Genomic DNA, 22,712 nt, shown 5'->3' with positions numbered 1-22,712 from the left:
CATCGCAGGGGAAGCGGAGCAGATCAGGAATGGAGATGATGGCGGAGGCCACGGCAGCTGGGGTACCGGAAGCTGCGGCAGCAGCTGAAACGGCCGGTTCTGAGCCAGTGCTCAGCTTCTCGTGGCTGCACGACAACGTCGCTGCCTACGTGGCCCGCAGCCGTTACCCGAAGCCGTCCCGCGTGGAACGTGCATCGCTCTGGATTGGCTTGGGCGCAGCTGGCCTGGGCCTGCTGGCCGGTGCGCTCAGCCCCCGTGTCATCGCGCAAGCGCCGGCGGCCATGACGCTTTCCATCTGTCTGGGTGTGGAACTGGCCGGCTTTCTGCTGCACCTGCTTCTCATGGCGAAGCGTGAGCTCCCCCAGGCGCTCAAGTTGCGACGCACGCATGCCGTGGACATGGATTTCGATTTCGCCTACTGGCGATATCTGGTGGGTGAGCTTCGAACGTTCCCGCGCGCGCAGTGTGAGGAAATGCTTCGCTTCTCAACTGGCTTGCGTCAGCGCATGAACGAGCGCATGGGGCTGGTGTTCGGTGGCATGCAGCAACTTGGGATATTCCCGGTGCTGGTGGCGCTCTATCTACAGTTCCGCGACTGGACGTGGGGCGATTGGGCCGCCGCCTTCGACGTGAACCCTGTTGCGGGCCTGATCATCTGGATGATGGTGGTGCTGTACGTGGCGGGCTGGATGCTGATCGGGTTGCGAACTCGATTGGACACCTACGTCAGCCTGCTCGAAACCGCGCTTCAGAGGGAGTGATGCATTCATCCAGGCGCGTTTTCAATCTTGTAATCGTGTGTCGTGTCCCATCAGTTCAGAGATTTTCCGTGATGCGTCCAGCAACGCCTGGACGTGTGCTGGCTCTGGCGTTCCGGGCAGGTAGTGGATCGAGCCGATGATCGCCACCGTTCCGAACAGCTCCCCGTTGGCCTGCAGGAGCGGCGCAGCCAGCGCGTTGACACCGATATAGAGCTCTTCAGGTGCGTCGGCCCAGCCTCGGCGGCGCACCAGCTCGATCTCGGCACGCAATCGATCCGGGTCGGTGATGGTGCGAGGCGTGCAGGACTGCAGTGGTTGGTCGAGGAACTGCTGGCTAACGCCTTGCGGAGCGAACGCCAGTACCACCTTGCCCTGGGCGACGGTGTTCAGATGGAACCGCGTCCCAGGCCGGAGGCTGATCTCCACAGGCGCGGTTCCGCGCAGGAAGTCGATTACCACCACCTCATTGTCCGAGTAGGTGGCAATGACAACCGTCTGCCCAACCTGGTCGCGCAGGCGCTCAAGCACCGGCTTGGCCAGCGACATCACGTCGAAACGGCTGGTGCAGGCACGCCCCAGCAGGAACATCTGCCAGCCGACCCGATACTGGTTCGTGCGCGGGTCCTGGCCGACATAGCCGTGCTCGCGCAGCATGCTCAAATGGCGGTGGATGCGGGCCTTGGGCATGCCGAGCATTTCAGCAAGACGCGTGACGCCCAGTCCCGCAGGGGCCGCGGCCAGTGCCTCGATCACTTTCAGCGAGACAATGGCGGTGGGAAGCCCTTGTTCAGCGCTCAGCTCCGCCGCGCCCGATTCGATGACGTCCACGCCTTCGCTGGCATTGATTTCCTTGATGGCACTGGGCGTATGACGGGGCATGGGAACCTTCTGGCGAACGTGAGGGACGTGAGGCAGGCGCTAGATTACCTCACGGTAAGCAGGGTCATGGCAGGTTGATGTATCGCTCTGCGAAAACGCGGTACTGCTGAACCTTCTTGGCTGCGGCGTCGGCGGCATGAACATAGCGGATGGAACTGCGGCCTTTGACCTGACGAGGAAGCAGGAAGCAGCGGATGAATGTTGTCGATTCGCGCTCCGTGGTGGGAGCCAGTACCGGTGCGTGGCCCAGTTCGAACCACGCCTCCCCGGCGGGATAGGCATGCGTTTCGCCGAGCGTCTCGATACGGATTTCGCCATTCAGGCAGATGCGGATACCCGGTCCTTGATGCACGTGGGTAAGTGCCACTCCGGCCGGCGGGAACTCGACGCGATCGCAGCGCATGAGCCAGCTGAAACGCGGATCCAACGTTACTGGCGCGTCCAGTTTCAAGAGGGTTGTGGCCGCAGGCGCCGAGGGCAGGTCGCCGGTACCAGGCTGTCCAGCACCGGTGAGTTCCCAGCGCCACAGCACCGTTTCCTCGGTGCCATTGATCAGGGTGAGTTCGTCCTGCGCCACAGAAGCGTGGCCTTCGCCGAGCCACTGCCCCTGGTCGTGCGCGTCGACGGCCAGTCCACCTGACCGCACGTACACCGCACGCGGCAGGGCCGGCAGGTGGATCGGCGGACAGCCTGCCGGCAGGCGGTCTTCGTGGAGGCGCAGGATGAGATCGGACATGGCGTAATCCTTTGGAAGTGTGGACGTATCGTACAGCGATACTCGTGTATCGTATATGTTCCGTTTCTCAAAAATGTGGTCTATAGTCGCTCTTCGGTATCGATTGCCGATACATCACAACCGCCAAAAATTCCGGAGGGGGAACAAATGGCCAGTAGTACGTCCACGTCGCCATCAGGCGACGCCGGCAACAAGCGCTGGTGGCAAGGCGCCACCCAGCAGCAGTGGGGCACCTTCCGGTCGGCCTATCTCGGCTGGGCGCTGGACATCATGGATCTGATGCTGTTTGCCATGGTCATCAAGCACGTCAGTGCCGACCTGGGGTTCGACAAGTCCGACGCGGGGATGGTGATGTCCGCCACCCTGCTGGCTACCGCCGCCGGCGGGCTGCTGTTCGGGTTCCTGGCCGACCGCATGGGGCGCGCCAAGTCGATGATCCTCAGCATCATCTGTTACTCGATCGGCACTGCGTTGTGCGGGCTCTCCGACACGCTTGGCCAGCTGATGCTGTTCCGGGTCATCGTCGGCCTGGGTGTCGGCGGGGAATGGTCGGCCGGTTCGGCGCTGGTCAGCGAAACCTGGCCAGCCCAGCACCGCGGCAAGGTGATGGCGTGGATCCAGAGCGCGTTCGCGGCAGGCTATGCGGCGGCGGCCATCGTCGCGGCTGTGGTGGTGCCGATGTACGGCTGGCGCTGGGTGTTCGCGGTCGGCCTGCTGCCGGCACTGCTGGCCTTCTACGTGCGCCGTCACGTCAAGGAGCCGGAGATCTGGGTCAACCAGACCAGACGGTTGAGCTTCACTGAGACATTGGGCGCGTTGTTCAGTGTCCATCGGCGCAACACGCTGATCGGCCTGGCGTTCACCACGGCAGCCATGTGCGGCTACTGGGGCCTCTTCACCTGGATCCCGACTTACCTGGCCACGCCGGTCGCCGAGGGCGGTCCGGGATTGGACCTGGTCAAGTCCACGGTGTGGATCGTGATCATGCAGGTGGGTGCGGCGCTGGGCTACGTCACCTTTGGTTACATCGCCGATCGGCTGGGGCGCAAGAAGGCGTTCCTGATCTTCTTCGCTGGCTCGGCGCTGTCGGTGCCGTTGTTCGTGATGATCCACACGCCGGGGCTGTTGATGGCATTCGGCATCGTGGTGGCCTATTTCGGCACTGGCTTCTACAGCGGGTTCGCTCCCACCTTCGCGGAAATGTTCCCGACGTCCATCCGCGCCACCGCGCAGGGCTTCGTCTACAACGGCGGCCGTGCCATCGCCGCGATCGCACCGGCGCTGATCGGCTACCTGGCCAACCAGCATGGCGTGGGCAGCGGCTTGCTCGCTACCGCCGGCTTCTTCGCGCTGGCCGGTCTGATCGTGCTGCTGTTCCTGCCTGAAACCAAGGGCGCGGAACTGACTTGATTCACCCTGGAGACTGACATGCCAATCATCCAAGTAACCCTGGTGCAGGGGCGCGACGAACAGAAGGTGCAGGCCTTCATCCGCGCGGTAGCCCGCGCTGCACATGAGCAGCTGGGCGCGCCGATGCAGACCATCCGTGTGATGGTCAATGAAGTGCCGCCGCAGCGCTTCGCGGTGGGCGATGTACTCAAGAGCGATTCCCCGACCGGGGCATCCGCATGAGCGCCGCCCTGACCCCGGCCGACATCGGCGAGCAGGCCGCGCAGCTGTACCGTGCGCTGCGTGAAGGCGCGCCCCTGGACCCGCTCAGCGAGCGCATTGCCGGGCTGCGTATCGAGGACGCCTACGCGATCTCCAGCAACCTGCTCGCCCGGCGCGTGGCCGACGGTGAGCGCGTGGTGGGCAAGAAGATCGGCGCAACGAGCGCGGCAGTGCAGCGCATGCTCAAGGTGGACCAGCCGGATTTTGGCTTCCTCACCGACCGCATGGAAGTGCGCAACGGCGGCACGCTGTCGCTTGATGGTCTGATCGCACCACGCGCGGAGGGCGAGATCGCCTTCCACCTCAAGCGCGACCTGTGCGGGCCTGGCATTACCCATCACGAAGTGATCGCGGCTACCGAGGCGGTTTCGGTGTGTTTCGAGATCGTCGATTCGCGCATTCGTGACTGGAAGATCGGCATCACCGACACCGTGGCCGACAACGCCTCCGCTGCCGCCTTCGTCCTGGGTGACCAGCGCGTGCCACCCAAGGGCCTGGACCTGGGCACGCTGGGCATGGTGTTGGAAAAAAACGGCGAGCTCGTCGCGACCGGCGCCGGCGCGGCTGCGCTGGGGTCGCCGATCAACTGCGTGGTGTGGCTGGCCAATACGCTCGGCCGCCTCGGCACTTCGCTGAAGGCGGGCGAGGTGATCCTTTCCGGTGCCCTGGTGCCACTCATCCCGGTGCAGCGCGGCGACCACATGCGCGTACGCATGGGCGCGCTGGGCAGCGCCGACGTGCACTTTGCCTGATCCCGCTTCATCCCCCCACGTATCCCCACAGGAGTGCGGTATGACCCTGAAAGTCGCCATCATCGGTCCCGGTAACATCGGCACCGATCTGATGATCAAAGTAATGCGCAACGGCAGGCACCTGGAAATGGGCGCGCTGGTGGGTATCGACCCCGCCTCCGACGGCCTGGCCCGTGCGGCCCGGCTCGGCGTCCCGACCATCGCTACCGGCGTGGAAGGGCTGATCGCATCGGAGGTATTTCCCGACATCGACATCGTTTTCGATGCCACGTCCGCGTCGGCGCATGTCCGCAATGATGCGTTGCTGCGCCAGGCGCGGCCGTCGATCCGGGTCATCGACCTGACCCCTGCGGCCATCGGGCCGTACTGCGTGCCCACGGTCAACCTGGAGGCCAACCTGGCCGCGCTGAACGTCAACATGGTCACCTGCGGTGGGCAGGCCACCATCCCGATGGTGGCCGCCGTCGCCTCGGTGGCCAAGGTGCACTACGCCGAGATCGTGGCGTCCATTGCCAGCCGGTCGGCAGGCCCGGGAACCCGCGCCAACATCGATGAGTTCACCGAAACCACCTCGCGCGCCATCGAGAGCGTCGGTGGCGCCCGCGCCGGCAAGGCGATCATCGTGCTGAATCCGGCCGATCCGCCGCTGCTGATGCGCGACACCGTGTATGTGTTGTCCGAGGCCGTCGATACGGCGAAGGTCGAAGCCGCGGTGAGCGAGATGGTGGCGAGGGTGGCGGCGTATGTGCCTGGGTATCGTCTCAAGCAGCAGGTCCAGTTCGACGTCATCGACGAACCGCTCAACGTCCCCGGCATCGGCCCCACCACGGGCTTGAAGACCTCCATCTTCCTGGAAGTGGAGGGCGCTGCTCACTACCTGCCAGCGTACGCCGGCAACCTCGACATCATGACCTCGGCCGCACTGGCCACTGCCGAGCGCATGGCCGAATCGCTGCTGGCCCAGCCGGCAGGCGCCTGAGGAGACTCCGATGACCCAACACAAACTCTACATCTCCGATGTCACCCTGCGCGATGGTTCGCATGCGGTGCGTCACCAGTACAGCCTCCCGCAGGTGCGCACCATTGCAGGCGCACTGGACAAGGCGCGCGTGGACTCCATCGAGGTGGCCCACGGCGACGGCCTGCAAGGCGCCTCGTTCAACTACGGCTTCGGCGCGCACAGCGACCTGGAATGGATCGAAGCAGCGGCCGAGTCGGTCAGCCATGCGCGCATCGCCACGCTGCTGCTGCCCGGCATCGGCACCGTACACGACCTGAAGAACGCCTATTCTGCGGGCGCGCGGATCGTGCGTGTGGCGACCCACTGCACCGAGGCGGACATCTCGCGCCAGCACCTTGAGGCGGCCAACGCCCTGGGGATGGATGCGGTCGGCTTCCTCATGATGAGCCATATGATCGCCCCTGCCGCCCTTGCCGAGCAGGCACTGCTGATGGAGAGCTACGGCGCGTCCTGTGTGTACGTGGTCGATTCCGGTGGCGCGCTGGGCATGAATGATGTGCGTGATCGGGTGCAGGCGCTACGCCAGGCCTTGAGGCCCGATACCGAGATCGGCATCCATGCTCATCACAACCTGTCGCTGGGCGTGGCCAACTCCATCGTCGCGGCAGAATCCGGTGCGATCCGCATCGATGCGAGCCTGGCAGGCATGGGTGCCGGTGCCGGCAATGCACCGCTTGAGGTGTTCATTGCAGCGGCCGAGCGCCTGGGCTGGGCGCATGGCTGCGACCTTTACGCCCTGATGGACGCGGCCGATGACATCGTGCGACCGCTGCAGGACCGCCCGGTGCGCGTGGACCGTGAAACGTTGGCGCTTGGCTATGCCGGCGTCTATTCCAGCTTCCTGCGCCACGCCGAGGCCGCCTCGCAGCGCTTTGGCATCAATACCGTCGACATCCTGGTCGAACTGGGCAAGCGCCGCATGGTCGGCGGCCAGGAAGACATGATTGTCGACGTCGCCCTGGACATGCTGCGCCGCCGTGATGCGGCCGCAGTAAAGGAACCCGCATGAGCCTTGATAACGAAACCCTTGATCGTTGCGCCCGCCTGCTGCGCGACGCCGAACGCGACGTGCGTGACGTCGGCAAACTGACCGACAGCCATCCCGGGCTCGATGTGGCTGACGCCTATCGGATCCAGCAACGCCTGTGTGCGCTGAAGCAGGCCGAAGGGGTGCGCATCGTGGGCATGAAGATGGGCCTGACCTCCCATGCGAAGATGCAGCAGATGGGCGTGGACACGCCCATTTACGGTTTCCTTGGGAGCGATAACGTCGTCGATGATGGCGCGGCAGTGGACACCAGCGTGCTGATCCATCCCAAGGTAGAGGCCGAGATCGCCTTCGTGATGCGCGATGCACTGCGTGGCCCAGGGTGCACCGCCAGTGATGTGCTCACTGCGACGGACTACGTGGTGCCAGCCATCGAGCTGATCGACTCGCGCTACGAAAACTTCCGGTTCGACCTGCCCAGCGTCATCGCAGACAACACCTCGGCGTCGCGCTATGTCCTGGGTTCGCGCCCGACGGACCCGGCCAAGCTCGATCTGCAGACGCTGGGGGTGGTGATGGAGAAGAACGGCCAGGTCGCCGAGGTGGGAGCCGGTGCGGCCGTGCTCGGCGACCCTGCCGCTGCAGTGGCCATGCTGGTCAACATGTTGTCCGAGCATGGCCAGCCACTGGAAGCGGGCGCGGTCGTGCTGTCCGGCGCAATCACCGCGGCGATTGCCGTGCAGGCGGGCGACAACGTCCTGGTCCGCGGCGACGGCATCGGTACCGTCGCCATGCGCTTCATCTAGAACGCTCCACCCCGTTCGTCAACGCCGCACGGCCTGTTCACCCAGGCCGTGTCGGCATCGCTATGCCCTGGGAGGGGAATCATGGTTGGAATGAAGAGGAGAACAGCGGCCTCGGTGCCGTTGTGGCTGGCGTTGTCCGCACTACCGCACACGGCGCTGGCGCAGGCCGTGGATACCGCCACGCTGGAGGCGCGTATGGCCGAGCTGGAAGCGGAGATGCAGCAGATGCGAGGGTTGTTGCAGCAGTACCAACAGCGCGATGCCAAAGCGGCCGAGAACACCCCGACGGTGGCGGTTGCAACGCCGCCCGCGCAAGCCGCAACGCCGATCCTGCCCGGGGCGATGCCCGGCACCCGCTTCACGGCAGGCGGCTTCATCAAACTCGATGCCATGACCACGCGGACCAGCGACGGCGCGATTGCCGATGGCTCGGCCGGCCGTCTGTTCTACTTCCCGGCCGCTACCCCGGTCGCCGCGGATGGAAACGGCAATAGCGCCAGCTACACCGACGTGCATGCTCAGTTCTCCAGGTTCTGGTTGGGCGCCGACACCGTTACCGAACGTGGCGACACGCTCAAGGCCTACATCGAGGCAGACATGTATGGCGGCGGCAACAACGCCTTCGCCGGCAACGAAGTGATCACGAATACCTACGCGCTGACCCTGCGCCATGCCTATGTCAGTTGGAACCACTGGCTGGCTGGCCAGACCTGGTCCAACTTCCAGGACGTAGCGGCACTACCGGATACGGTGGACTTCACCGGTCCGTCCGAGGGCACCATCTTCAACCGTCAGGCGCAGCTTCGCTACACGCGCGGCCCGTGGTCGTTCTCGTTGGAAAATCCGCAGACGACAGTGGCGACCTACCGGGGCAACGGCACCCGCCTCAACAGTGGCGATGACACCGTGCCAGACATCACCGCCCGCTGGGCGCAGCGCGGTGCCTGGGGCCACTTCACGGTGGCGGCCATGGTGCGCAACCTGCGTTACGACGGCCGTACCGACACCGGGATTGCGGCAAGCCTGTCCGGGCGCGTCAATGTAGGCAGCAATGACGACCTGCGCTACATGGTCAGCGGCGGGCAGGGCATTGGTCGCTACCTGGGCTTCGCACTCGGTGCCGACAGTGTGCTGGACGACGACGGGGAGCTGCATTCCCAAGATGGCTACGGCGGCTTCGTGGCGTGGCGTCACGCGTTCTCACCCAAGCTGCGCGGCAACCTCGTCTACTCCGGTGCTTGGCTCGACAACGATGCGCAATGGACCGGAGCGCTTGTCACCGAGCGCGCGCAGTCCTGGCGCGTCAACCTGATCTACTCGCCCTTCCCGAAGCTGGACCTCGGCGCTGAGCTGAGCCACGCCCAGCGCCGCCTGGAGAATGGAGAGGCCGGCGATCTGAATCGGCTGCACACGCACGTGAAGTACAGCTTCTGATCCTGAGCACGCACGGGGGATCCGTTGTCACGCACCCGGCTTCCCCGGCGGCAGGGTGTCGCCTCGTTCGTGCCAGGATGGGAGTTCCAGCGCATGGTGTTCGAGCATGGCCTGTATAGACGCACGCGCATGGTCCCTCTCCGCGTTCGCGCATTGGTCGAGAATCTCACCAGTCAGTTGTTCAAACTGCGGCCAGAATTGCGCTGGGTGGCGCACGCGCGCCACCCAGTGGTCCAGCTTGTCGCCCAGCGCATCAAGCTGCACCTGTATGTCGGGACGAACGCTCATCCCGGAGGTGCACCCAGATCAAGCGCGACACGGTAGTAATGGCCGTCGTCGCGGAGCAGGACGGTCAGGTCCGGCTGCAGGACGTCATCCACATGCAGGGTCGGCTGACCCTGCGCAGTGCGGGTCACCACGAACTCGTACAGGCTGCGCCCGAAGCGGTAGCTCAGTTCGAAGGACGGCCAATGATCGGGCAGGCAAGGTTCAAGCGAAAGACGATCGCCGTCGCGACGGATGCCGAGCAGGGATTCCACCAGCAGGCGATACATCCAACCGGCCGACCCGGTGTACCACGTCCAGCCGCCTCGCCCGACGTGCGGCGACACGGCATAGACATCGGCGGCCAACACATAGGGTTCGACGCGGTAGGTCTGGACCGCCTCGGCGTCCAGTGTGTGGTTCAGGGGATTGATCATGCCGGCCAGCTCCCAGGCACGTACCGCATCGCCCTGCTGTGCAAATGCCATCGCCGCCCACACCGCCGCGTGGGTGTACTGGCCGCCATTCTCGCGCACGCCCGGTACGTAACCCCGAATGTAGCCGGGGTCTTCCGTGGTCTGGTCGAACGGCGGATCGAGGAGCTGGATCAGCTTGGCGTCCTTTCGCACCAGATGCGTGTACAGCGAATCCAGGGCCTGCGTGGCACGCTCAGGCGCGGCCACGCCTGACAGCACCGACCAGCTCTGGGAGATCGAATCGATGCGGCACTCCTGATTCTGTGACGAGCCCAACATGGCGCCGTTGTCGAACCAGGCACGGCGATACCACGCGCCGTCCCAAGCATGCTGTTCCAGGTTCTGACGCAGGCGTTGGGCCTGTTCTTCGCACCATTGCGCACGGGCGGCATCGCCGCGCGCGGTGGCCAGCCCGACGAACCGGCGAAGCGTGTCATGCAGGAAGAACCCGAGCCACACACTTTCACCGCGCTGCTGGTCGCCGACGCGGTTCATGCCATCGTTCCAATCGCCGCTGCCCATCAACGGAAGCCCGCGTTCGCCGAGCAACCGGCACCCGCGTTCCAGCGCGACCACGCAGTGTGCATAGAGTGTGCCGCGCTGTGCCGAAAGGGTGGGCATGTCGTAGTAACCTTCCTCCTCCGGCGTCACTGCGCGACCCTCGATGTAGCCAACCACTTCGTCCAGCACGCTGGCGTCGCCCGTGACCTCCAGGTAGCGGCATGCGCCCTGGGGCAGCCACAGATAGTCGTCCGAGCAGCGGGTGCGCACGCCGCGACCTTGCGGCGGGTGCCACCAGTGCATCACATCGCCTTCGGTGAACTGGTGTGCCGCGCAGAGCAGCAGGTGTTCGCGGGTCAGGTCCGGGCGCGCGTGTATGAGGGCGAGCGCGTCCTGCAGCTGGTCACGGAAGCCGAACGCGCCGCCGGATTGATAGTAGCCACCGCGTGCCAGGTAGCGGCAGCCCAGGGTCTGGTAGACCAGCCAGCCATTGGCCAGTGCGTCGAACGCCGGGTCCGGCGTGCGGACCTGCACCGTGGCCAGTACATTGCGCCAGTGGATCCGCACGGCATCCAACGCATCGATGGCTTCCTGATTGCCCTGGCGGCTTCGTGCCAACGCCAGCGTTTCCTCGCGGTCGCGCCCCGCGCCAAGGCGGAACGTGGTTTCACTGCGGTCGCCCGGCGCCAGCTCAAGCGGCACCTGGATCGCCGCGCAGGGATCCATGCCCGCACCGGCCCGTGCATCCAGACGCTCGCGACGCAGCGCCGCAGGTGCGTGCAGGCCGCCGTTGCGGCCGATGAACTCCAGGCGGTCACAGGTCCAGCCGCAGCCCTCGGCATCGGTGTCGAAGAAGGCCATCCGGCCGCCGAACTCGGTGCTGTAGCTGTTGCGCGCCAGCAGCGCCCCGGTCTGCGGGTCGCGCTCGGTGACCACGTGCATGCGCGACTTCGGGCGCAGGTCACCCATGACCCATTCCACGTAGCCGATGGCCGACAGGCGCCGTGGCCGGCCCGAGAGGTTGTGCAAGCGCAGGACCGAGAACTTCAGCGGTGCGGTGACATCGACGAAGACCCACAACTCGCTGGCGATGCCGTCTTCGATATGCTCGTAGACCGTGTAGCCAAAGCCGTGGCGGGTACGGTACGCCCCGGTGCCCCGGCATGGCAGCGGCATCGGCGACCAGACACGGCCGGTGTCCTCATCGCGCACGTAGAAGGCTTCGCCGCCGGTATCGGACACCGGATCGTTGAGCCAGGGCGTCAAGCGGAATTCGTGTGCGTTTTCAAACCAGGTATAGCCCGGTGCACTTTCGCTGACGACCGTGCCCAGGCGGGCGTTCGCGATCACGTTCGCCCACGGGGCCGGGGTCGGGGCGCCTTCGCGCACGACCACAACGTACTCGCGGCCGTCCTCGCTGAAACTGCCGGTGCCGTTGTCGAATCGGCCAGCGCCGCGGTACGGAAGGAACGGCCACGGGTCGTCCACCTCCTCGTCATGCTCAACGCCCGGGGGCAGTCCGGGTTCGGGCCCCGGGTCGGCGACGACGGGCGGCCCCGGCGTCGCTTCCATCGCCAGGGCCAGCTCCTGCTGCTCCGCTTGCGGCACCAGGGCCGGAATCCGTCGCACAGGCAGCGGCTGGCGCCCCACCTGCGCCGCCAGCGTGCCGTCCTCGTCGCTGAGCACCACCCGTGCCACCGCCTGCAGCAGAACGCGGTCCTCGTGGCTCATGTTCTGCACCGGCCGCACGAAAATGCCGCCGGGGCGATCGAGCAGGCCCGTCTCCGAACTGGCGGCCACCATCCCCAGGATCTGGTCCTGCAGTTCCTGCCGATAGCCGGCCTTGCTGTCGTTCCAGATGACCAGATCGGTGTTGAGTCCCTTCTGGCGCCAATACGCGTGCGCCTGCACCAGCTGCCTGACCAGTTCCACGTTCTCCGCGTCGGTGACCTTGAGCAGCACGATGGGCAGGTCGCCGGAGATGGCATGGCCCCACAGCCCGGATTGTCCGCGCTGGTTCTGCTGCAGGACGGCGTCGCCCGCGCGCAGCAGCGGATTGGCATACAGCACGTGGCTGGCCAGGCGCTCGTACAGCGAGGCCTCGGCCTGGCTGGCGTTGATCTGCCGGCGCACCACCTGGCTGTGTGTCCAGGACAGGTCGAAGACGCGGTCTGCCAGGCGGCGATCACGGTACTTGTCGACCATCGCCTCGCACCCGGTGCGGTCGGCGCCGATGCCAAACACCATGTCCAGTTGCACGGTCTGCTCGGGCTCCAGCACCACCCGCACGCGGATGGCCACGATCGGGTCGAGCACCGAGCCGTCCGTGCCGGAGAGGTCGATATCGGTGGTCAACGCCTGCGGCGTCCGCGGCGTGTTGCCACGGCCCAGGAAGCGCGCACGGTCGGTTTCGTAGGAGATCGACACGACCTCGGCGTCATGCACCGCGACCAGATGGAACATCCACGGTGGCACCTCATCGTGCGAACGTGGCCGACGCGTGCAGAGCACGGCCTGCTTGGCGGCCAGGATCTCGCTCTGCACGAAAAGGTTGCTGAAGGCCGGATGCGCGTCGTCCGACGCTGCGGGCGCCAGCACCACTTCGGCATAGGTGGTGATTTCCACCGTGCGCTGGCGACGGCCGCGGTTGGTCAGGCGCAGGCGCCTGAGCTCGATGTCATCCTCGGCGGAAATGGCGACTTGCAGGTGGCTCTCGCAGCCGCGGCGGGCACCGCGGAACTCTGCCTTGGCGTCGGAGAAGATCGCCTCGTAATGGTCCAGCGCCACGCAGGTGGGCTGGTAGGCGGCAGACCAGAACTCGCCGCTGTCCACGTCGCGCAGGTAGCAGAACGACCCCCAGGCATCGGTGGTGCCGTCTTCGCGCCAGCGGGTGAGCGACAGGTCGCCGTGGCGGCTGTAGCCGCCGCCGGCATGGGTCAGCATGCCGTGGTAGCGCCCGTTGGAAAGCAGCTGCACTTCCGGGCGCGGGCCCGCCGGGTCGCGCAGGACGCGCAGGGAGGTCTCGTGCTCGGCCATGGCCGAGTGCTCGCCCAGGGCTTCGACCTCATGCGGATGGAACACGCCGATGCGCGGAATACGTTCCTGCAGCAGCAGCAAGGTGGCCTGGAACTCGGTATCGGCAACGAAACGGCGCTGCATCGGCTGGTCGCGCAACAGGTAATCCAGCGACAGCAGGCCCATGCCCTGGTGGTGGGCCATGAACGAACGCAGCAGAACGTGATCCTGCCCCGGCGGTACCCGGGCGGGGGTGTAGTCGATCGCTTCGTACATGCCAAAGCGCCCGGAGAACCCGAGACCTTCGAGTGCCTGGAGGTTCTGGCACGCCGCCTCCGGCGCCACCATCAGCGCCATCATGCTGGCATAGGGCGCGATCACTCGATCCTGGCCCAGGCCGCGTTTGAGACCCAACCCGGGCACGCCGAACGCGCGGTACTGGTAATTCAGGCGGGCATCGACGGCGTTATAACCGGACTCGGACACGCCCCATGGCAGGTTCAAGCTGCGGCCGTAGACGATCTGCGCCTCGACCGCATGCCGCGCGGTCTGGTCGAGCAGCGTATCCGGATAGCTGGGCATCACCAGCTGCGGCATGAGGTACTCGAACATCGAGCCACTCCATGACAGCAGCGTCGGCGTGCCGTTGACCTCGGTGAGCATCCGGCCAAGCGCGAACCAGCTCTCCTGCGACAACTGCCCCTGGGCGATGGCGACGAAGGCGCACAGCCGCGCTTCGGACGCGAGCAGGTCGTAGAAGCTGTTGTCCAGGCGATGGTCGTCGACGTTGTAGCCGATCGAAAGCAGGTTGCGGGTACGGTAGAACAGGAACCCGTATTCCATCAGCGAGAACTGCCCGGCGCGGTGCGCCAGCGCCTGCAGCTGCTCGATGCGCGCGCGCGCGTCCGCACCGGCGGAACCGGGCAGGGCGGCCAGCTGGCGCAGGCTGGGTACCGGCGCCTCGTCGTCCGCGCCGGCATCGGCAGGGAGGTCGGCGAGTGTCGCGCGGGCGGCATGGCATTCGGCAGCGAACAGGGCAGGCCAGTGCAGCGCACCTTCCTCGGGCGACTCCGGCCCCGGCCATTGCGCCAGCACGGCGTCGGCCAGACCGGCCAGCTCCTGCAACCGGGCGAGCAGCTGTGCCGTCCCACGGGGTTGGTCGGTACGCGTTGCCGCCAGGCGCTGGCGAAGTTGGTTGAGCGCCTCGCCCAGGAGTGCGTCAGCGGGGCGATGGCGCTGCCGTTCCTCTTCCAGCACACCGAGCGTATCGGCCAGGCCATCGAAGGTATGTGGCGCCAGCACCGGCGCGTCCACCAGCGCGAGCAGGCCTTGGCGCAGCGTCAGCAGGTGGCCGGCCAGGTTGCCGCTGTCCACGGTGGAGACGTAGCGCGGCTGCAGCGGCGCCAGGGTTTCGGTGTCGTACCAGTTCAGGAAGTGGCCGCGATGGCGCGGCAGCTGGTCCAGCGTATCGAAGGTGAGGGCGGTACGTTCCGCGACCGCGCCCAGCTGGAGCCAGCCGAAATCCCACGCGGACAGATTGGCCAGCAGGGACAGGCCGATGTTGGTCGGCGAGGTGCGCCGCGCCACCACCAGCGTCGGGTGCTCCTGGATATTGTCCGGCGGCAGCCAGTGATCCTGCTCGCGCACCCACGCCTGGAAGAACGACCAGGTGCGCCGCGCCAGCCGGCCCAGGAATGCCCGCTGGGTCACGGACAGTTCGGCCACGCTTGCGGCCGGCGGCCGGCCCAGCCACGCCATCAACGCGGGCGCGAAGGTCCACGCCAACAGCAGGGGCAGGGCGACAGGCAGGGCGTGCGGAGCCACGCTGGCCACGACCGCCGCCAGCGCAACCGCCAGCACCGACGCCGGCGCCATCACCCGCCATTCCGCGCCGCGGTCGCTACCGAGGCGGCGCTCGACTTCGCTGGAGGGGTTCCATTGCAGCAGGTGCCGTCGGGTGACGGTCATGCGCCAGAGCGTGCGCAGCACCGCGCCACCGGCCAGCAACGCTTCGTAGGGCAGACACGCGACCTGGGTGGCGGCACGCAGCAACGACTGCAACGTGCCGCGCCCGACCATGATGTAGTGCGCTTCCAGCGGGGTGTCGTCCGGAACGCTCAGCGCATCGCGCAGCATGCCGATCAGCGGCGGCGCAAACCACAGCGCCATCACCCATGCCGTCCACGCAGCCGGGCTTTCGGCATACAGCCAACCCGCCACCAGCAAGGCCAAGGCGGCGATCGGCACCAGGCTCCGGCGCAGGTTGTCCAGCAACTTGCCGCGCGACAGCAGGCTGAGCCGGTTGCGTTCCCATCCCGATCCCGGGCGCGGTGTCCACGGCATCAACCAGGGCAACAGCTGCCAGTCGCCGCGGATCCAGCGCGCACGGCGCTTGGCATCGGCGGCGTAGCGTTCGGGATAGTCCTCGTACAGGCGCACATCGCTGACCAGGCCGGCGCGTGCATAGCAGCCTTCCAGCAGGTCGTGGCTGAGGATGCGGTTCTCGGGCAGGCGGCCCTCGAGCGCATGCTCGAACGCTTCGACGTCATAGATGCCCTTGCCCACGAACGAGCCTTCGTCGAACAGGTCCTGGTAGACATCCGAGACCATGCGCGAGTACGGATCGATGCCGGGCTCGCTGCCGAACATCCGCGCAAACCGCGAGGTGCGGCGCGTGCCCAGACTGGTGCCGACGCTCGGCTGCAGGATGCCGTAGCCCTCCACCACGCGTTGCAGCGCCGGATCGAAGCGCGGGCGGTTGAGCGGGTGCGCCAACGTGGCGACGAAGGCGCGTGCGGCATCCCGCGGAAGCTGCGTGTCCGAATCCAGGGTGATGACGTAGCGGACGCCGACCAAGGCGGCCGTGTCACCGACGGTGCGCATGAATGCGGCTGCATCGCCCTGGCGGAGCAGGGCGTTGAGCGCTGCCAGCTTGCCGCGCTTGCGCTCGTGTCCCATCCACACCCCTTCGCCCGGGTTCCATTGCCTGGGGCGGTGCAGCAGGTAGAAGCGATCGCCGCGCTCGGCCGCGTAGCGACTGTTCAGTTCCTCGATGCGCTCCACGGCGTGCGCAAGCAGGGTGTCGTCCGTCGGCGTCTCGGCGGCCGCAGCGTCGAGGAAGTCCGTCAGCAGCACGAAGCGCAGCTGGGGATCGCGGTTGGCCAGGAAGCGGACCTCCAGCGCCTCGGTCAGCACATCGATGCCTTCGATACTGGACAGCATCGAGGGGACCGCGACCACGGTGGAGCAGGCGGCGGGGATACCTTCGCTGAAATCGAGCTTGGGCAGCGGCCTGGGCGTGACCAGTACCGTCGCCGTCCAGTTCACCAGGACGATGCCCAGCTCGCTGAACACCAGAAGCCCGAGCAGCGCGGCCAGCCAGATGGGCACCGCGCCACTGCCCGATGCCAGCAGGCCGCCGGTAGCCACCACCGCCAGCAGGGCAATCGGCAGCAGGTACAGGGCAAGGGGCACGCGGTGCGCCAGTCGCCGGGCCTTGCGGTGCCGTGGCGCTGCCTCGGCCACTGCGTCGACGGTGGCCGAGGCGCCTTCGCCCACGAGCCAATAGCCCACGTGCGTACGTGGCCCATCGTGCGGCGCAGCCGCGCGTGCCAGATCCAGCGCGATGGTCGCAACGCGTTCTTCCGCAACGCGGCTACCGCGCGCGATCTTCTCTACGACGTGGCGATAGGCGTCGCGGGTGCCGAAATCCATCTGCGGATAGACGGCCATCGGGTCTTCCCGCAGCCGCTGCTCGACCACACTCATGTCTTCGACAAAGGTGCGCCAATCCATGGTGGAGAGGAAGCGCAGGCTGCCGATGCTGTTGCCGATGGAGACCTGGTCGGCCGCCTGCTGCTGGCCCTCGGCGGCGACCAGTTCGTCGATGCGCTGCCCAGCCGCGGCGGCCCACTGTTCCAGCCAAGCGATCGGCATGGCCCAGGCGCCGCCGCGCCCTTGCAGCGAGCGGGTCAGCTCGGCGATGAACGCGCCGGTCAAGGGCGGCTCGGAGCGTGCCATGTCGGCCACCACCAGAACCACATCGGTCGGGGTGTCGGAGGCGGCGCGATTGAGGTTGTCCGCCCATTGGGCCGCCAGGCCGCGGTCCGTCCCGTCGCGCATCACCCGCGCCGCCATGCGCCGCAGATTCTCCAGCAGGGCCAGACGCAGCATGATGGGAACGGCCCACAATTCGCCCAGGCTCAGCGGCGCGAGCGACTGGTACGAGGCGATGAATCGGCTCAAGGTATCGCCATCAATACGGCCATCGCCGTGCGCGATGGCCTGCATCGACAGTTCATACACGCGCGGCAATCCGGCCGAGGGGCCGGCGGCAAGCGACGGCAGCTGCCGGCTGTAGCCGCGCGGCAGGTGGCGGCGCGCAGTCTGGATCTGTTCTTCGATCAGGTAGTAGTTGTCGAGCAGCCATTCCCCGGCCGGGGTCACCGGCCGCTGTTCGCGCACTACGTTGCTCAGCAGCGTGTTGGCATCTTCCAGGACACGCTCGTTGGCCTGCAGGCGATCGAGCAGGCGCTCTGCGCCAGGCCGCATCCGCACCCGGTGCTGGCGCGCAAGGGCGCGGCCGTACACCTCCATCTGTTCAACGCTGTACAGCGCGGCACGCAGTGGGACCTCGGTGGCTTCGATGGCCGGGACCGAGGCCTGGCGCTCACGCCAGCGCCAACGGACAAGACGACGCAGGCGGAGCCAACGACCAAAAAGACGGCGAAAGTGGGGCATGGTTTACCGAGGGGGGAGGTCGCGTCCTTGCATAGTTGCATTCGGGGTGGCGTGGTTGCTGTGAAGGCGGGGCTCGGAGCCCACTGGTTGCGGTCCGCTGCACGCAACGCTCCAGGATCGCCTCCCTCAGCGTGAAGAGGGCAGGCATCCTCTGCCGACCTTCCATGAAGCCTACGGAGCGGTCGTTGGCAGCAGTACCCCGGATGGTCCAGGTTATGCCGGGCACGTCAGGGATGGGCCACTGGATTGAGCCAGATGCAGCAACGCTACATGGATTGGCACGGCCGGCGTGGGTGCGCTCACTTTCCACGCAAATGCAATTCGGGAAGGGCGCACAGCTTCGGTGGGAGAAGTAGATGCCGGGGCCGCGCTCCCGGACGGCCGCCAACGTTCTGGGTTCAGCGGTAAACTCAAGCCCGGATCTCAAGCCACGGGTTGAGAAAGAGAAAACACGATGAACAGGGTCCACAAGGAGATCGCAAAAACGGCGGGTATCTACTACCTGCAGGCCATTGCTTTCGCGCTTGCGAGTTATCTGATCATGTATTTTGCTTACGGCGGTGTGCGTCTTTCCCTGCTGATGTGGTCGGCGATCGTGGTTGCGGTGTTCACTTTGTTCTACCTGCCGGCTTTGGTGCGGAACATCCGATTGGCCAAAGCGATCGACAGGAACCGGGAGCGTGGTGGGATGCCCTAGCGGGCGTCGACGCGGTCCTGACACGCGTCGGCTATGCTCGCTCGCCATCGCGTGCAGGAACCCAGCGCATGCCCTCCACCCGAAAGCGTACCCAATGCGCGCTGTGTCGCGACGCCGAGCCGCTGTCGTTCGCGTTCAGCTATGCGTTCCAGCCCATCGTCGATATGCGCACAAGACAGGTCTTCGCCCATGAGGCCTTGGTGCGCGGACCGGCAGGCGAGCCTGCCAACTCGGTGCTGTCCCGGGTTACCGCCGATAACTGTTACGTGTTCGACCAGGCATGCCGTGCCAAGGCTATCGAGATCGCCGCGCGTTTGAGGATGCCGTCGCATCTGTCGATCAACTTCCTGCCCAACGCCATCTACCGGCCCGAACTGTGCATCCGCTCCACCCTCGAGGCCGCGCAACGACACGACTTCCCGGTCGAGCGGATCATCTTCGAAACCGTTGAAGGCGAGCAGATCAATGACGGCAAGTGGCTGGCCGAGATCCTCACCGAGTACAAACGGATCGGCTTCAAGACGGCCATCGATGATTTCGGTGCCGGCTTTGCCGGCCTGAACCTGCTGGCCGATTTCCAGCCCGACATGGTCAAGCTGGACATGGGCTTGATCCGCGGCGTTGACCGGAGCGCCTCACGGCGCGCCATCGTTGCCGGTGTGGTGTCCATGTGTGCAGCGCTGACAATTGATGTGATCGCCGAAGGGATAGAAACCGCTGACGAGGCAGGCTGCCTTTCCGATCTCGGCATCGAGCTGATGCAGGGATACTGGCTTGCTCGTCCGCGTTTTGAAGGCGTAGTGACCGAGGACGAGCTTACCGGGGCGATGTAAGGTCGCCTCACGGCCTCAGGCTGTCGGTACGGTGCCGCCATCGATCGTGTACTCCACACCGGAGATGGACGACGCGCGGGGCGAGACCAGGAATGCAATCAGATCGGCTACCTCGGCCGGCCGGGCAGGGCGCCCCAGCGGAATGCCTCCCAGCGACTGCATGACCTGCTGTTTGGCACCCTCATAATCTGTGCCTGCATTGGACGCGATCCGCTCGACGAATGCGATCGCAGCGTCTGTCTCGATCCAGCCCGGCGACACGCGGACCACGCGCACCCCCTTGGGAGTGACTTCCTTGGAGAGGGCCTTGCTGTAGGTAGACAGCGCCGCCTTCGCCGCGGCATAGGCAATCGTGGCGCCATGCAGCGGCAGTAGCCGCTGGATCGACGTCACATGCAGAATTACGCCCGCGCCTTGGGCGATCATGGCGGGCAACCAGGTGCGATCCATCCGCACCGCCGACATCAAGTTCAGATCGAGCGCTTTGGTCCACTCCATATCGTCCAGCCGCGCGAAGCCACCCGCCGGCGCCGACGACCCGCCCACCACGTTGATCAGAATGTCGAGGGTGCCGAGATGGCGTGTGGTTGCCTCCCACGTCTGGCGTACGCCTTCGGCGGTAGCGAGATCCGCCGCCACATAATGCACACCCTCGACAGGGTGCTTCGGCGCCGACAGCGCAGCCGTCACAACACGTGCCCCCAGCCTCGACAACAGATCGACGACCGCAGCGCCCAAGCCACGGGCACCGCCTGTCACCAGCACGCGCTTGCCTGTCATTTGAAGATCGAAGGTCATGGGGCAATCTCCAGCGAGGCGATCTTGCCGCGTTCCAGAATGAAGATGTAGCGCAGGTCAACCGGGCTGCCTTGGAAGTTGCCCGACAGTTCGCTGGTCACGATATAGCTGCGATCCAGCGTCTCCACTGCTCGGGGGTGGGCGACATAGGTGTATTTCGCCGAGCAGGCGTCTTTCCATGCTTCGATCGCAGCTGCACCTGAATGGGCATTCCTTTCATCCAACACGCGCCCGTTCGACGTGAAGCAGCGGGCAACCGCCCGGCCGTCGTGCTGGTCGGCGACAAAATAGGCCGCGATCGGTTCGGGAAGATCGAGTCTTTGCATTTCAGTTCTCCGTTGTGGTGGACGGCGCCAGATTGACTCGTTCATTGTGGTAACGGAATCACCTACTATCTGAGCAGGTTATGTAGAAACGAGTGCACAATGCGCGGCTCTGAATTCGCAGAACTGAAGGCGTTCGTCGCCATCGTGGACAGGTCAAGCTTCGCCAAGGCGGCCGATCACCTGGGGCTCTCCCGGTCCGCCCTCAGTCAGACCATCCGGCAGCTGGAGGCGCGACTGGGCGTCCGACTTTTGAACCGGACGACACGCAGCGTTTCCCCGACCGAGCCCGGTCGGCGGCTGCACGAGCGCATGGCGCCGATGCTGCGTGAAATGGACGCGGCCGTAGCGGAGGCGGTAGACACGCGTACGCATGCCTCGGGCACGCTGCGCATCAACACGCTCAGCATGGCCGCCAAGCGACTGATCGCGCCACGCCTGGGACGTTTCACACGTGCCCATCCCGATGTGGTGCTGGATATCGTGATCGATGACACCTTGAGCGACATTGCCGGGGAGGGCTTCGATGCTGGCATCCGCGTGGGCAATCGTGTGCAGAAGGACATGGTGGCGGTCCGAATGACGCCGGATGTCGAACTGCTTGCCGTCGCAGCGCCGGACTACCTTGCCCGCCACGGTGAACCCAGCACGCCTGAGGACCTGAGCCGACACGCCTGCATCCTTTGGCGCTTCCCCGGCAGCGGCAGGATTGCGGGCTGGGAGTTCAGTAAAGCGGGGAAAACAGTCGAGTTCTTTGGGGAAGGAAACGTGATCTCCAACCACCAGGACATCATCGTGCCCGCAGCGTTGCAGGGGCTTGGAATCCTGTATGCCTATAACGACGATGACATCGCCGAGGCACTGCGCGATGGCCGACTGAGGCGCGTGCTGGCGGACTGGTCGCCCAAGGTCCCTGGCCTTTACCTGTACTACTCGAGCCGACGGCATATGCTTCCGGCGTTGCGGGCCTTCATCGACTGCATGCTGGATCGAGATCTGGGCGGTGAGGCGGGGTGATCGGCGCGGAGTTGACGATCAGCGGCCGGTTGGGAGAGCTGCCTTTCCATCTACCCGCTTTTCGTCCGAGTGCGGGCGCGGGATAGGACGGGTGATTAGGGATCGTTATCAGGGGTAGGGCGGAGGTCCGCTTCTGGCCGGAAGCAGACATGCGGTCGCCGCAGGTGACTAGGGTTCTTTATCAGCGGTAGGGCGGTCGCGTTTAGTCTCTGAATGGCGTGTAGCAGCCGGTTGGCACCGTGGAAATCAGTAAACATACTGGCGAGTAACCGGCAGTTGTGCGGATGCGCGTGGCAGAAGGCAAAAATAGACTCGATGCTCCCAAGTGGAGCTCGACATGTCGTCTACGCCGATGTGTATGGCAAAGGGGACGGGGGATGTCCGGGGGCGCTCTCGAGAGGTGTTGCGGCTGACCGCGTTGGCATCCGCCTGCTTCATGAGCTACGCAACCTTTGCGGCCCCGCCTCCAGACCATGGGTTGGAACCCTTGCCCACGCTGCCCGACACCTTCACCAACGGCAATGGCACGGTTCTTTCGCTGGAGGGCGGGTGGCCCTTCGCCTTGGGTTCGGGTGACACCGCGGAAGATCTGACCGGTTGGAGAATCGAACCCCAGGCGCAGGTGATCTGGCAGCGCGTGGACGTCGACGACCTGGTCGATGACATCGCGCGCGTACGCTACAGCGACGGCGTTTCCACGGTCGGCCGGTTGGGCATCCGGCTCAATCGCATCGGCAGTGGCCAGGGCCGCAACGGCGGGCCCCGGGCCAGCGACGCGTGGCTTCGCCTGAACGCGTGGCACGAGTTCAACGGATCACCCAGGACAGAGTTCTCCAGCGCAACGGGGTATGTGCCTTTTACGGCCGAGCAAGGTGGGCATGCGTTGGAACTGGTGACGATGATGGGCAAGGCAGGACAGGAAAGGCGGGGCCAAGCCCAAGGCGCAGCGCCTGGTCGTCTGCCCGAATGGCGCAAGGGGTGATCGACGCCCAGCCAAGCC

General features: G+C 65.8%; 18 protein-coding genes. 12 read left to right on the top strand and 6 right to left on the bottom strand.

The window, feature by feature from the left end; translation table 11 throughout:
* Nucleotides 1–29: 29 nt before the first annotated feature.
* Nucleotides 30–761 (top strand): hypothetical protein, encoded by a 732-nt coding sequence (locus ABE472_RS00260; RefSeq protein ID WP_313211012.1) that lies wholly within the window; start codon nucleotides 30–32, stop codon nucleotides 759–761.
* Between the two features lie 21 nt (nucleotides 762–782).
* Here ABE472_RS00260 and ABE472_RS00255 read toward each other — a convergent pair whose 3' ends face one another.
* Both ABE472_RS00255 and ABE472_RS00250 read right to left on the bottom strand, forming a co-directional pair.
* Complete coding sequence (locus ABE472_RS00255) at nucleotides 783–1,640, bottom strand: IclR family transcriptional regulator (RefSeq protein ID WP_313211011.1); 858 nt, start codon at nucleotides 1,638–1,640, stop codon at nucleotides 783–785.
* 64 nt (nucleotides 1,641–1,704) lie between these two features.
* A complete protein-coding gene (locus ABE472_RS00250) occupies nucleotides 1,705–2,376 on the bottom strand; it encodes a hypothetical protein (RefSeq protein ID WP_346464973.1) in 672 nt (223 codons plus the stop codon).
* A gap of 147 nt (nucleotides 2,377–2,523) precedes the next feature.
* On the opposite strand from ABE472_RS00250, the gene ABE472_RS00245 reads away from it, so the two are divergent.
* From ABE472_RS00245 to ABE472_RS00215, 7 genes are all read left to right on the top strand, one after another.
* Nucleotides 2,524–3,786 (top strand): MFS transporter, encoded by a 1,263-nt coding sequence (locus tag ABE472_RS00245; RefSeq protein ID WP_313211009.1) that lies wholly within the window; start codon nucleotides 2,524–2,526, stop codon nucleotides 3,784–3,786.
* Between the two features lie 18 nt (nucleotides 3,787–3,804).
* On the top strand, nucleotides 3,805–4,008 hold the full coding sequence (locus ABE472_RS00240; protein ID WP_313211008.1) for a tautomerase family protein: 204 nt from the start codon (nucleotides 3,805–3,807) through the stop codon (nucleotides 4,006–4,008).
* Nucleotides 4,005–4,799: a fumarylacetoacetate hydrolase family protein gene (locus tag ABE472_RS00235; protein ID WP_346464970.1), complete on the top strand. Its 795-nt coding sequence runs from the start codon at nucleotides 4,005–4,007 to the stop codon at nucleotides 4,797–4,799. The genes ABE472_RS00240 and ABE472_RS00235 overlap by 4 nt, the downstream gene beginning before the upstream one ends.
* Before the next feature lie 40 nt (nucleotides 4,800–4,839).
* The gene (locus ABE472_RS00230; protein ID WP_346464968.1) at nucleotides 4,840–5,778 is read left to right on the top strand and encodes an acetaldehyde dehydrogenase (acetylating); all 939 of its coding nucleotides are present in this window, start codon (nucleotides 4,840–4,842) and stop codon (nucleotides 5,776–5,778) included.
* 10 nt (nucleotides 5,779–5,788) lie between these two features.
* Complete coding sequence (gene dmpG, locus ABE472_RS00225) at nucleotides 5,789–6,829, top strand: 4-hydroxy-2-oxovalerate aldolase (protein WP_346464966.1); 1,041 nt, start codon at nucleotides 5,789–5,791, stop codon at nucleotides 6,827–6,829.
* Nucleotides 6,826–7,614, top strand: coding sequence for a 2-oxo-3-hexenedioate decarboxylase (gene dmpH, locus ABE472_RS00220; RefSeq protein WP_346464964.1), 789 nt, complete (start codon nucleotides 6,826–6,828; stop codon nucleotides 7,612–7,614). Before dmpG ends, dmpH begins: the two co-directional genes overlap by 4 nt.
* A gap of 90 nt (nucleotides 7,615–7,704) precedes the next feature.
* The gene (locus ABE472_RS00215; protein WP_346464962.1) at nucleotides 7,705–9,048 is read left to right on the top strand and encodes a DcaP family trimeric outer membrane transporter; all 1,344 of its coding nucleotides are present in this window, start codon (nucleotides 7,705–7,707) and stop codon (nucleotides 9,046–9,048) included.
* 27 nt (nucleotides 9,049–9,075) lie between these two features.
* On the opposite strand, the gene ABE472_RS00210 is transcribed toward ABE472_RS00215, so the two are convergent.
* On the bottom strand, nucleotides 9,076–9,336 hold the full coding sequence (locus ABE472_RS00210; RefSeq protein WP_346464960.1) for a hypothetical protein: 261 nt from the start codon (nucleotides 9,334–9,336) through the stop codon (nucleotides 9,076–9,078).
* Nucleotides 9,333–18,044, bottom strand: coding sequence for a glucoamylase family protein (locus ABE472_RS00205; RefSeq protein ID WP_346464958.1), 8,712 nt, complete (start codon nucleotides 18,042–18,044; stop codon nucleotides 9,333–9,335). The genes ABE472_RS00210 and ABE472_RS00205 overlap by 4 nt, the downstream gene beginning before the upstream one ends.
* Before the next feature lie 454 nt (nucleotides 18,045–18,498).
* On the opposite strand from ABE472_RS00205, the gene ABE472_RS00200 reads away from it, so the two are divergent.
* Together ABE472_RS00200 and ABE472_RS00195 are read left to right on the top strand one after the other, a co-directional pair.
* Complete coding sequence (locus ABE472_RS00200) at nucleotides 18,499–18,741, top strand: hypothetical protein (protein ID WP_313211000.1); 243 nt, start codon at nucleotides 18,499–18,501, stop codon at nucleotides 18,739–18,741.
* 68 nt (nucleotides 18,742–18,809) lie between these two features.
* Nucleotides 18,810–19,574: an EAL domain-containing protein gene (locus ABE472_RS00195; protein ID WP_313210999.1), complete on the top strand. Its 765-nt coding sequence runs from the start codon at nucleotides 18,810–18,812 to the stop codon at nucleotides 19,572–19,574.
* A 15-nt stretch (nucleotides 19,575–19,589) separates the two neighbouring features.
* Here the strand turns inward: ABE472_RS00195 and ABE472_RS00190 are convergent, their stop codons facing one another.
* On the bottom strand, nucleotides 19,590–20,372 hold the full coding sequence (locus tag ABE472_RS00190) for an SDR family oxidoreductase (RefSeq protein ID WP_346464955.1): 783 nt from the start codon (nucleotides 20,370–20,372) through the stop codon (nucleotides 19,590–19,592).
* Complete coding sequence (locus tag ABE472_RS00185; RefSeq protein WP_313210997.1) at nucleotides 20,369–20,698, bottom strand: nuclear transport factor 2 family protein; 330 nt, start codon at nucleotides 20,696–20,698, stop codon at nucleotides 20,369–20,371. The genes ABE472_RS00190 and ABE472_RS00185 overlap by 4 nt, the downstream gene beginning before the upstream one ends.
* A gap of 99 nt (nucleotides 20,699–20,797) precedes the next feature.
* Between ABE472_RS00185 and ABE472_RS00180 the strand changes: the two genes are divergently transcribed.
* On the top strand, nucleotides 20,798–21,712 hold the full coding sequence (locus ABE472_RS00180) for a LysR family transcriptional regulator (protein WP_313210996.1): 915 nt from the start codon (nucleotides 20,798–20,800) through the stop codon (nucleotides 21,710–21,712).
* Between the two features lie 487 nt (nucleotides 21,713–22,199).
* Nucleotides 22,200–22,694 (top strand): autotransporter outer membrane beta-barrel domain-containing protein, encoded by a 495-nt coding sequence (locus ABE472_RS00175; RefSeq protein WP_346464952.1) that lies wholly within the window; start codon nucleotides 22,200–22,202, stop codon nucleotides 22,692–22,694.
* The last annotated feature ends 18 nt before the right edge of the window (nucleotides 22,695–22,712 follow it).

The organism is Stenotrophomonas sp. TWI809, assembly GCF_039673205.1.
Classification (GTDB): Bacteria; Pseudomonadota; Gammaproteobacteria; order Xanthomonadales; family Xanthomonadaceae; genus Stenotrophomonas.
This window is presented reverse-complemented; position numbering and strand designations above follow the sequence as displayed.

What these genes read in the sequence shown, in the direction of transcription:
- ABE472_RS00260 (WP_313211012.1), top strand. Translation starts at nt 30, where the DNA reads ATGGAGATGATGGCGGAGGCCACGGCAGCTGGGGTACCGGAAGCTGCG.
- ABE472_RS00255 (WP_313211011.1), bottom strand. Translation starts at nt 1,640, where the DNA reads ATGCCCCGTCATACGCCCAGTGCCATCAAGGAAATCAATGCCAGCGAA.
- ABE472_RS00250 (WP_346464973.1), bottom strand. Translation starts at nt 2,376, where the DNA reads ATGTCCGATCTCATCCTGCGCCTCCACGAAGACCGCCTGCCGGCAGGC.
- ABE472_RS00245 (WP_313211009.1), top strand. Translation starts at nt 2,524, where the DNA reads ATGGCCAGTAGTACGTCCACGTCGCCATCAGGCGACGCCGGCAACAAG.
- ABE472_RS00240 (WP_313211008.1), top strand. Translation starts at nt 3,805, where the DNA reads ATGCCAATCATCCAAGTAACCCTGGTGCAGGGGCGCGACGAACAGAAG.
- ABE472_RS00235 (WP_346464970.1), top strand. Translation starts at nt 4,005, where the DNA reads ATGAGCGCCGCCCTGACCCCGGCCGACATCGGCGAGCAGGCCGCGCAG.
- ABE472_RS00230 (WP_346464968.1), top strand. Translation starts at nt 4,840, where the DNA reads ATGACCCTGAAAGTCGCCATCATCGGTCCCGGTAACATCGGCACCGAT.
- dmpG (WP_346464966.1), top strand. Translation starts at nt 5,789, where the DNA reads ATGACCCAACACAAACTCTACATCTCCGATGTCACCCTGCGCGATGGT.
- dmpH (WP_346464964.1), top strand. Translation starts at nt 6,826, where the DNA reads ATGAGCCTTGATAACGAAACCCTTGATCGTTGCGCCCGCCTGCTGCGC.
- ABE472_RS00215 (WP_346464962.1), top strand. Translation starts at nt 7,705, where the DNA reads ATGAAGAGGAGAACAGCGGCCTCGGTGCCGTTGTGGCTGGCGTTGTCC.
- ABE472_RS00210 (WP_346464960.1), bottom strand. Translation starts at nt 9,336, where the DNA reads ATGAGCGTTCGTCCCGACATACAGGTGCAGCTTGATGCGCTGGGCGAC.
- ABE472_RS00205 (WP_346464958.1), bottom strand. Translation starts at nt 18,044, where the DNA reads ATGCCCCACTTTCGCCGTCTTTTTGGTCGTTGGCTCCGCCTGCGTCGT.
- ABE472_RS00200 (WP_313211000.1), top strand. Translation starts at nt 18,499, where the DNA reads ATGAACAGGGTCCACAAGGAGATCGCAAAAACGGCGGGTATCTACTAC.
- ABE472_RS00195 (WP_313210999.1), top strand. Translation starts at nt 18,810, where the DNA reads ATGCCCTCCACCCGAAAGCGTACCCAATGCGCGCTGTGTCGCGACGCC.
- ABE472_RS00190 (WP_346464955.1), bottom strand. Translation starts at nt 20,372, where the DNA reads ATGACCTTCGATCTTCAAATGACAGGCAAGCGCGTGCTGGTGACAGGC.
- ABE472_RS00185 (WP_313210997.1), bottom strand. Translation starts at nt 20,698, where the DNA reads ATGCAAAGACTCGATCTTCCCGAACCGATCGCGGCCTATTTTGTCGCC.
- ABE472_RS00180 (WP_313210996.1), top strand. Translation starts at nt 20,798, where the DNA reads ATGCGCGGCTCTGAATTCGCAGAACTGAAGGCGTTCGTCGCCATCGTG.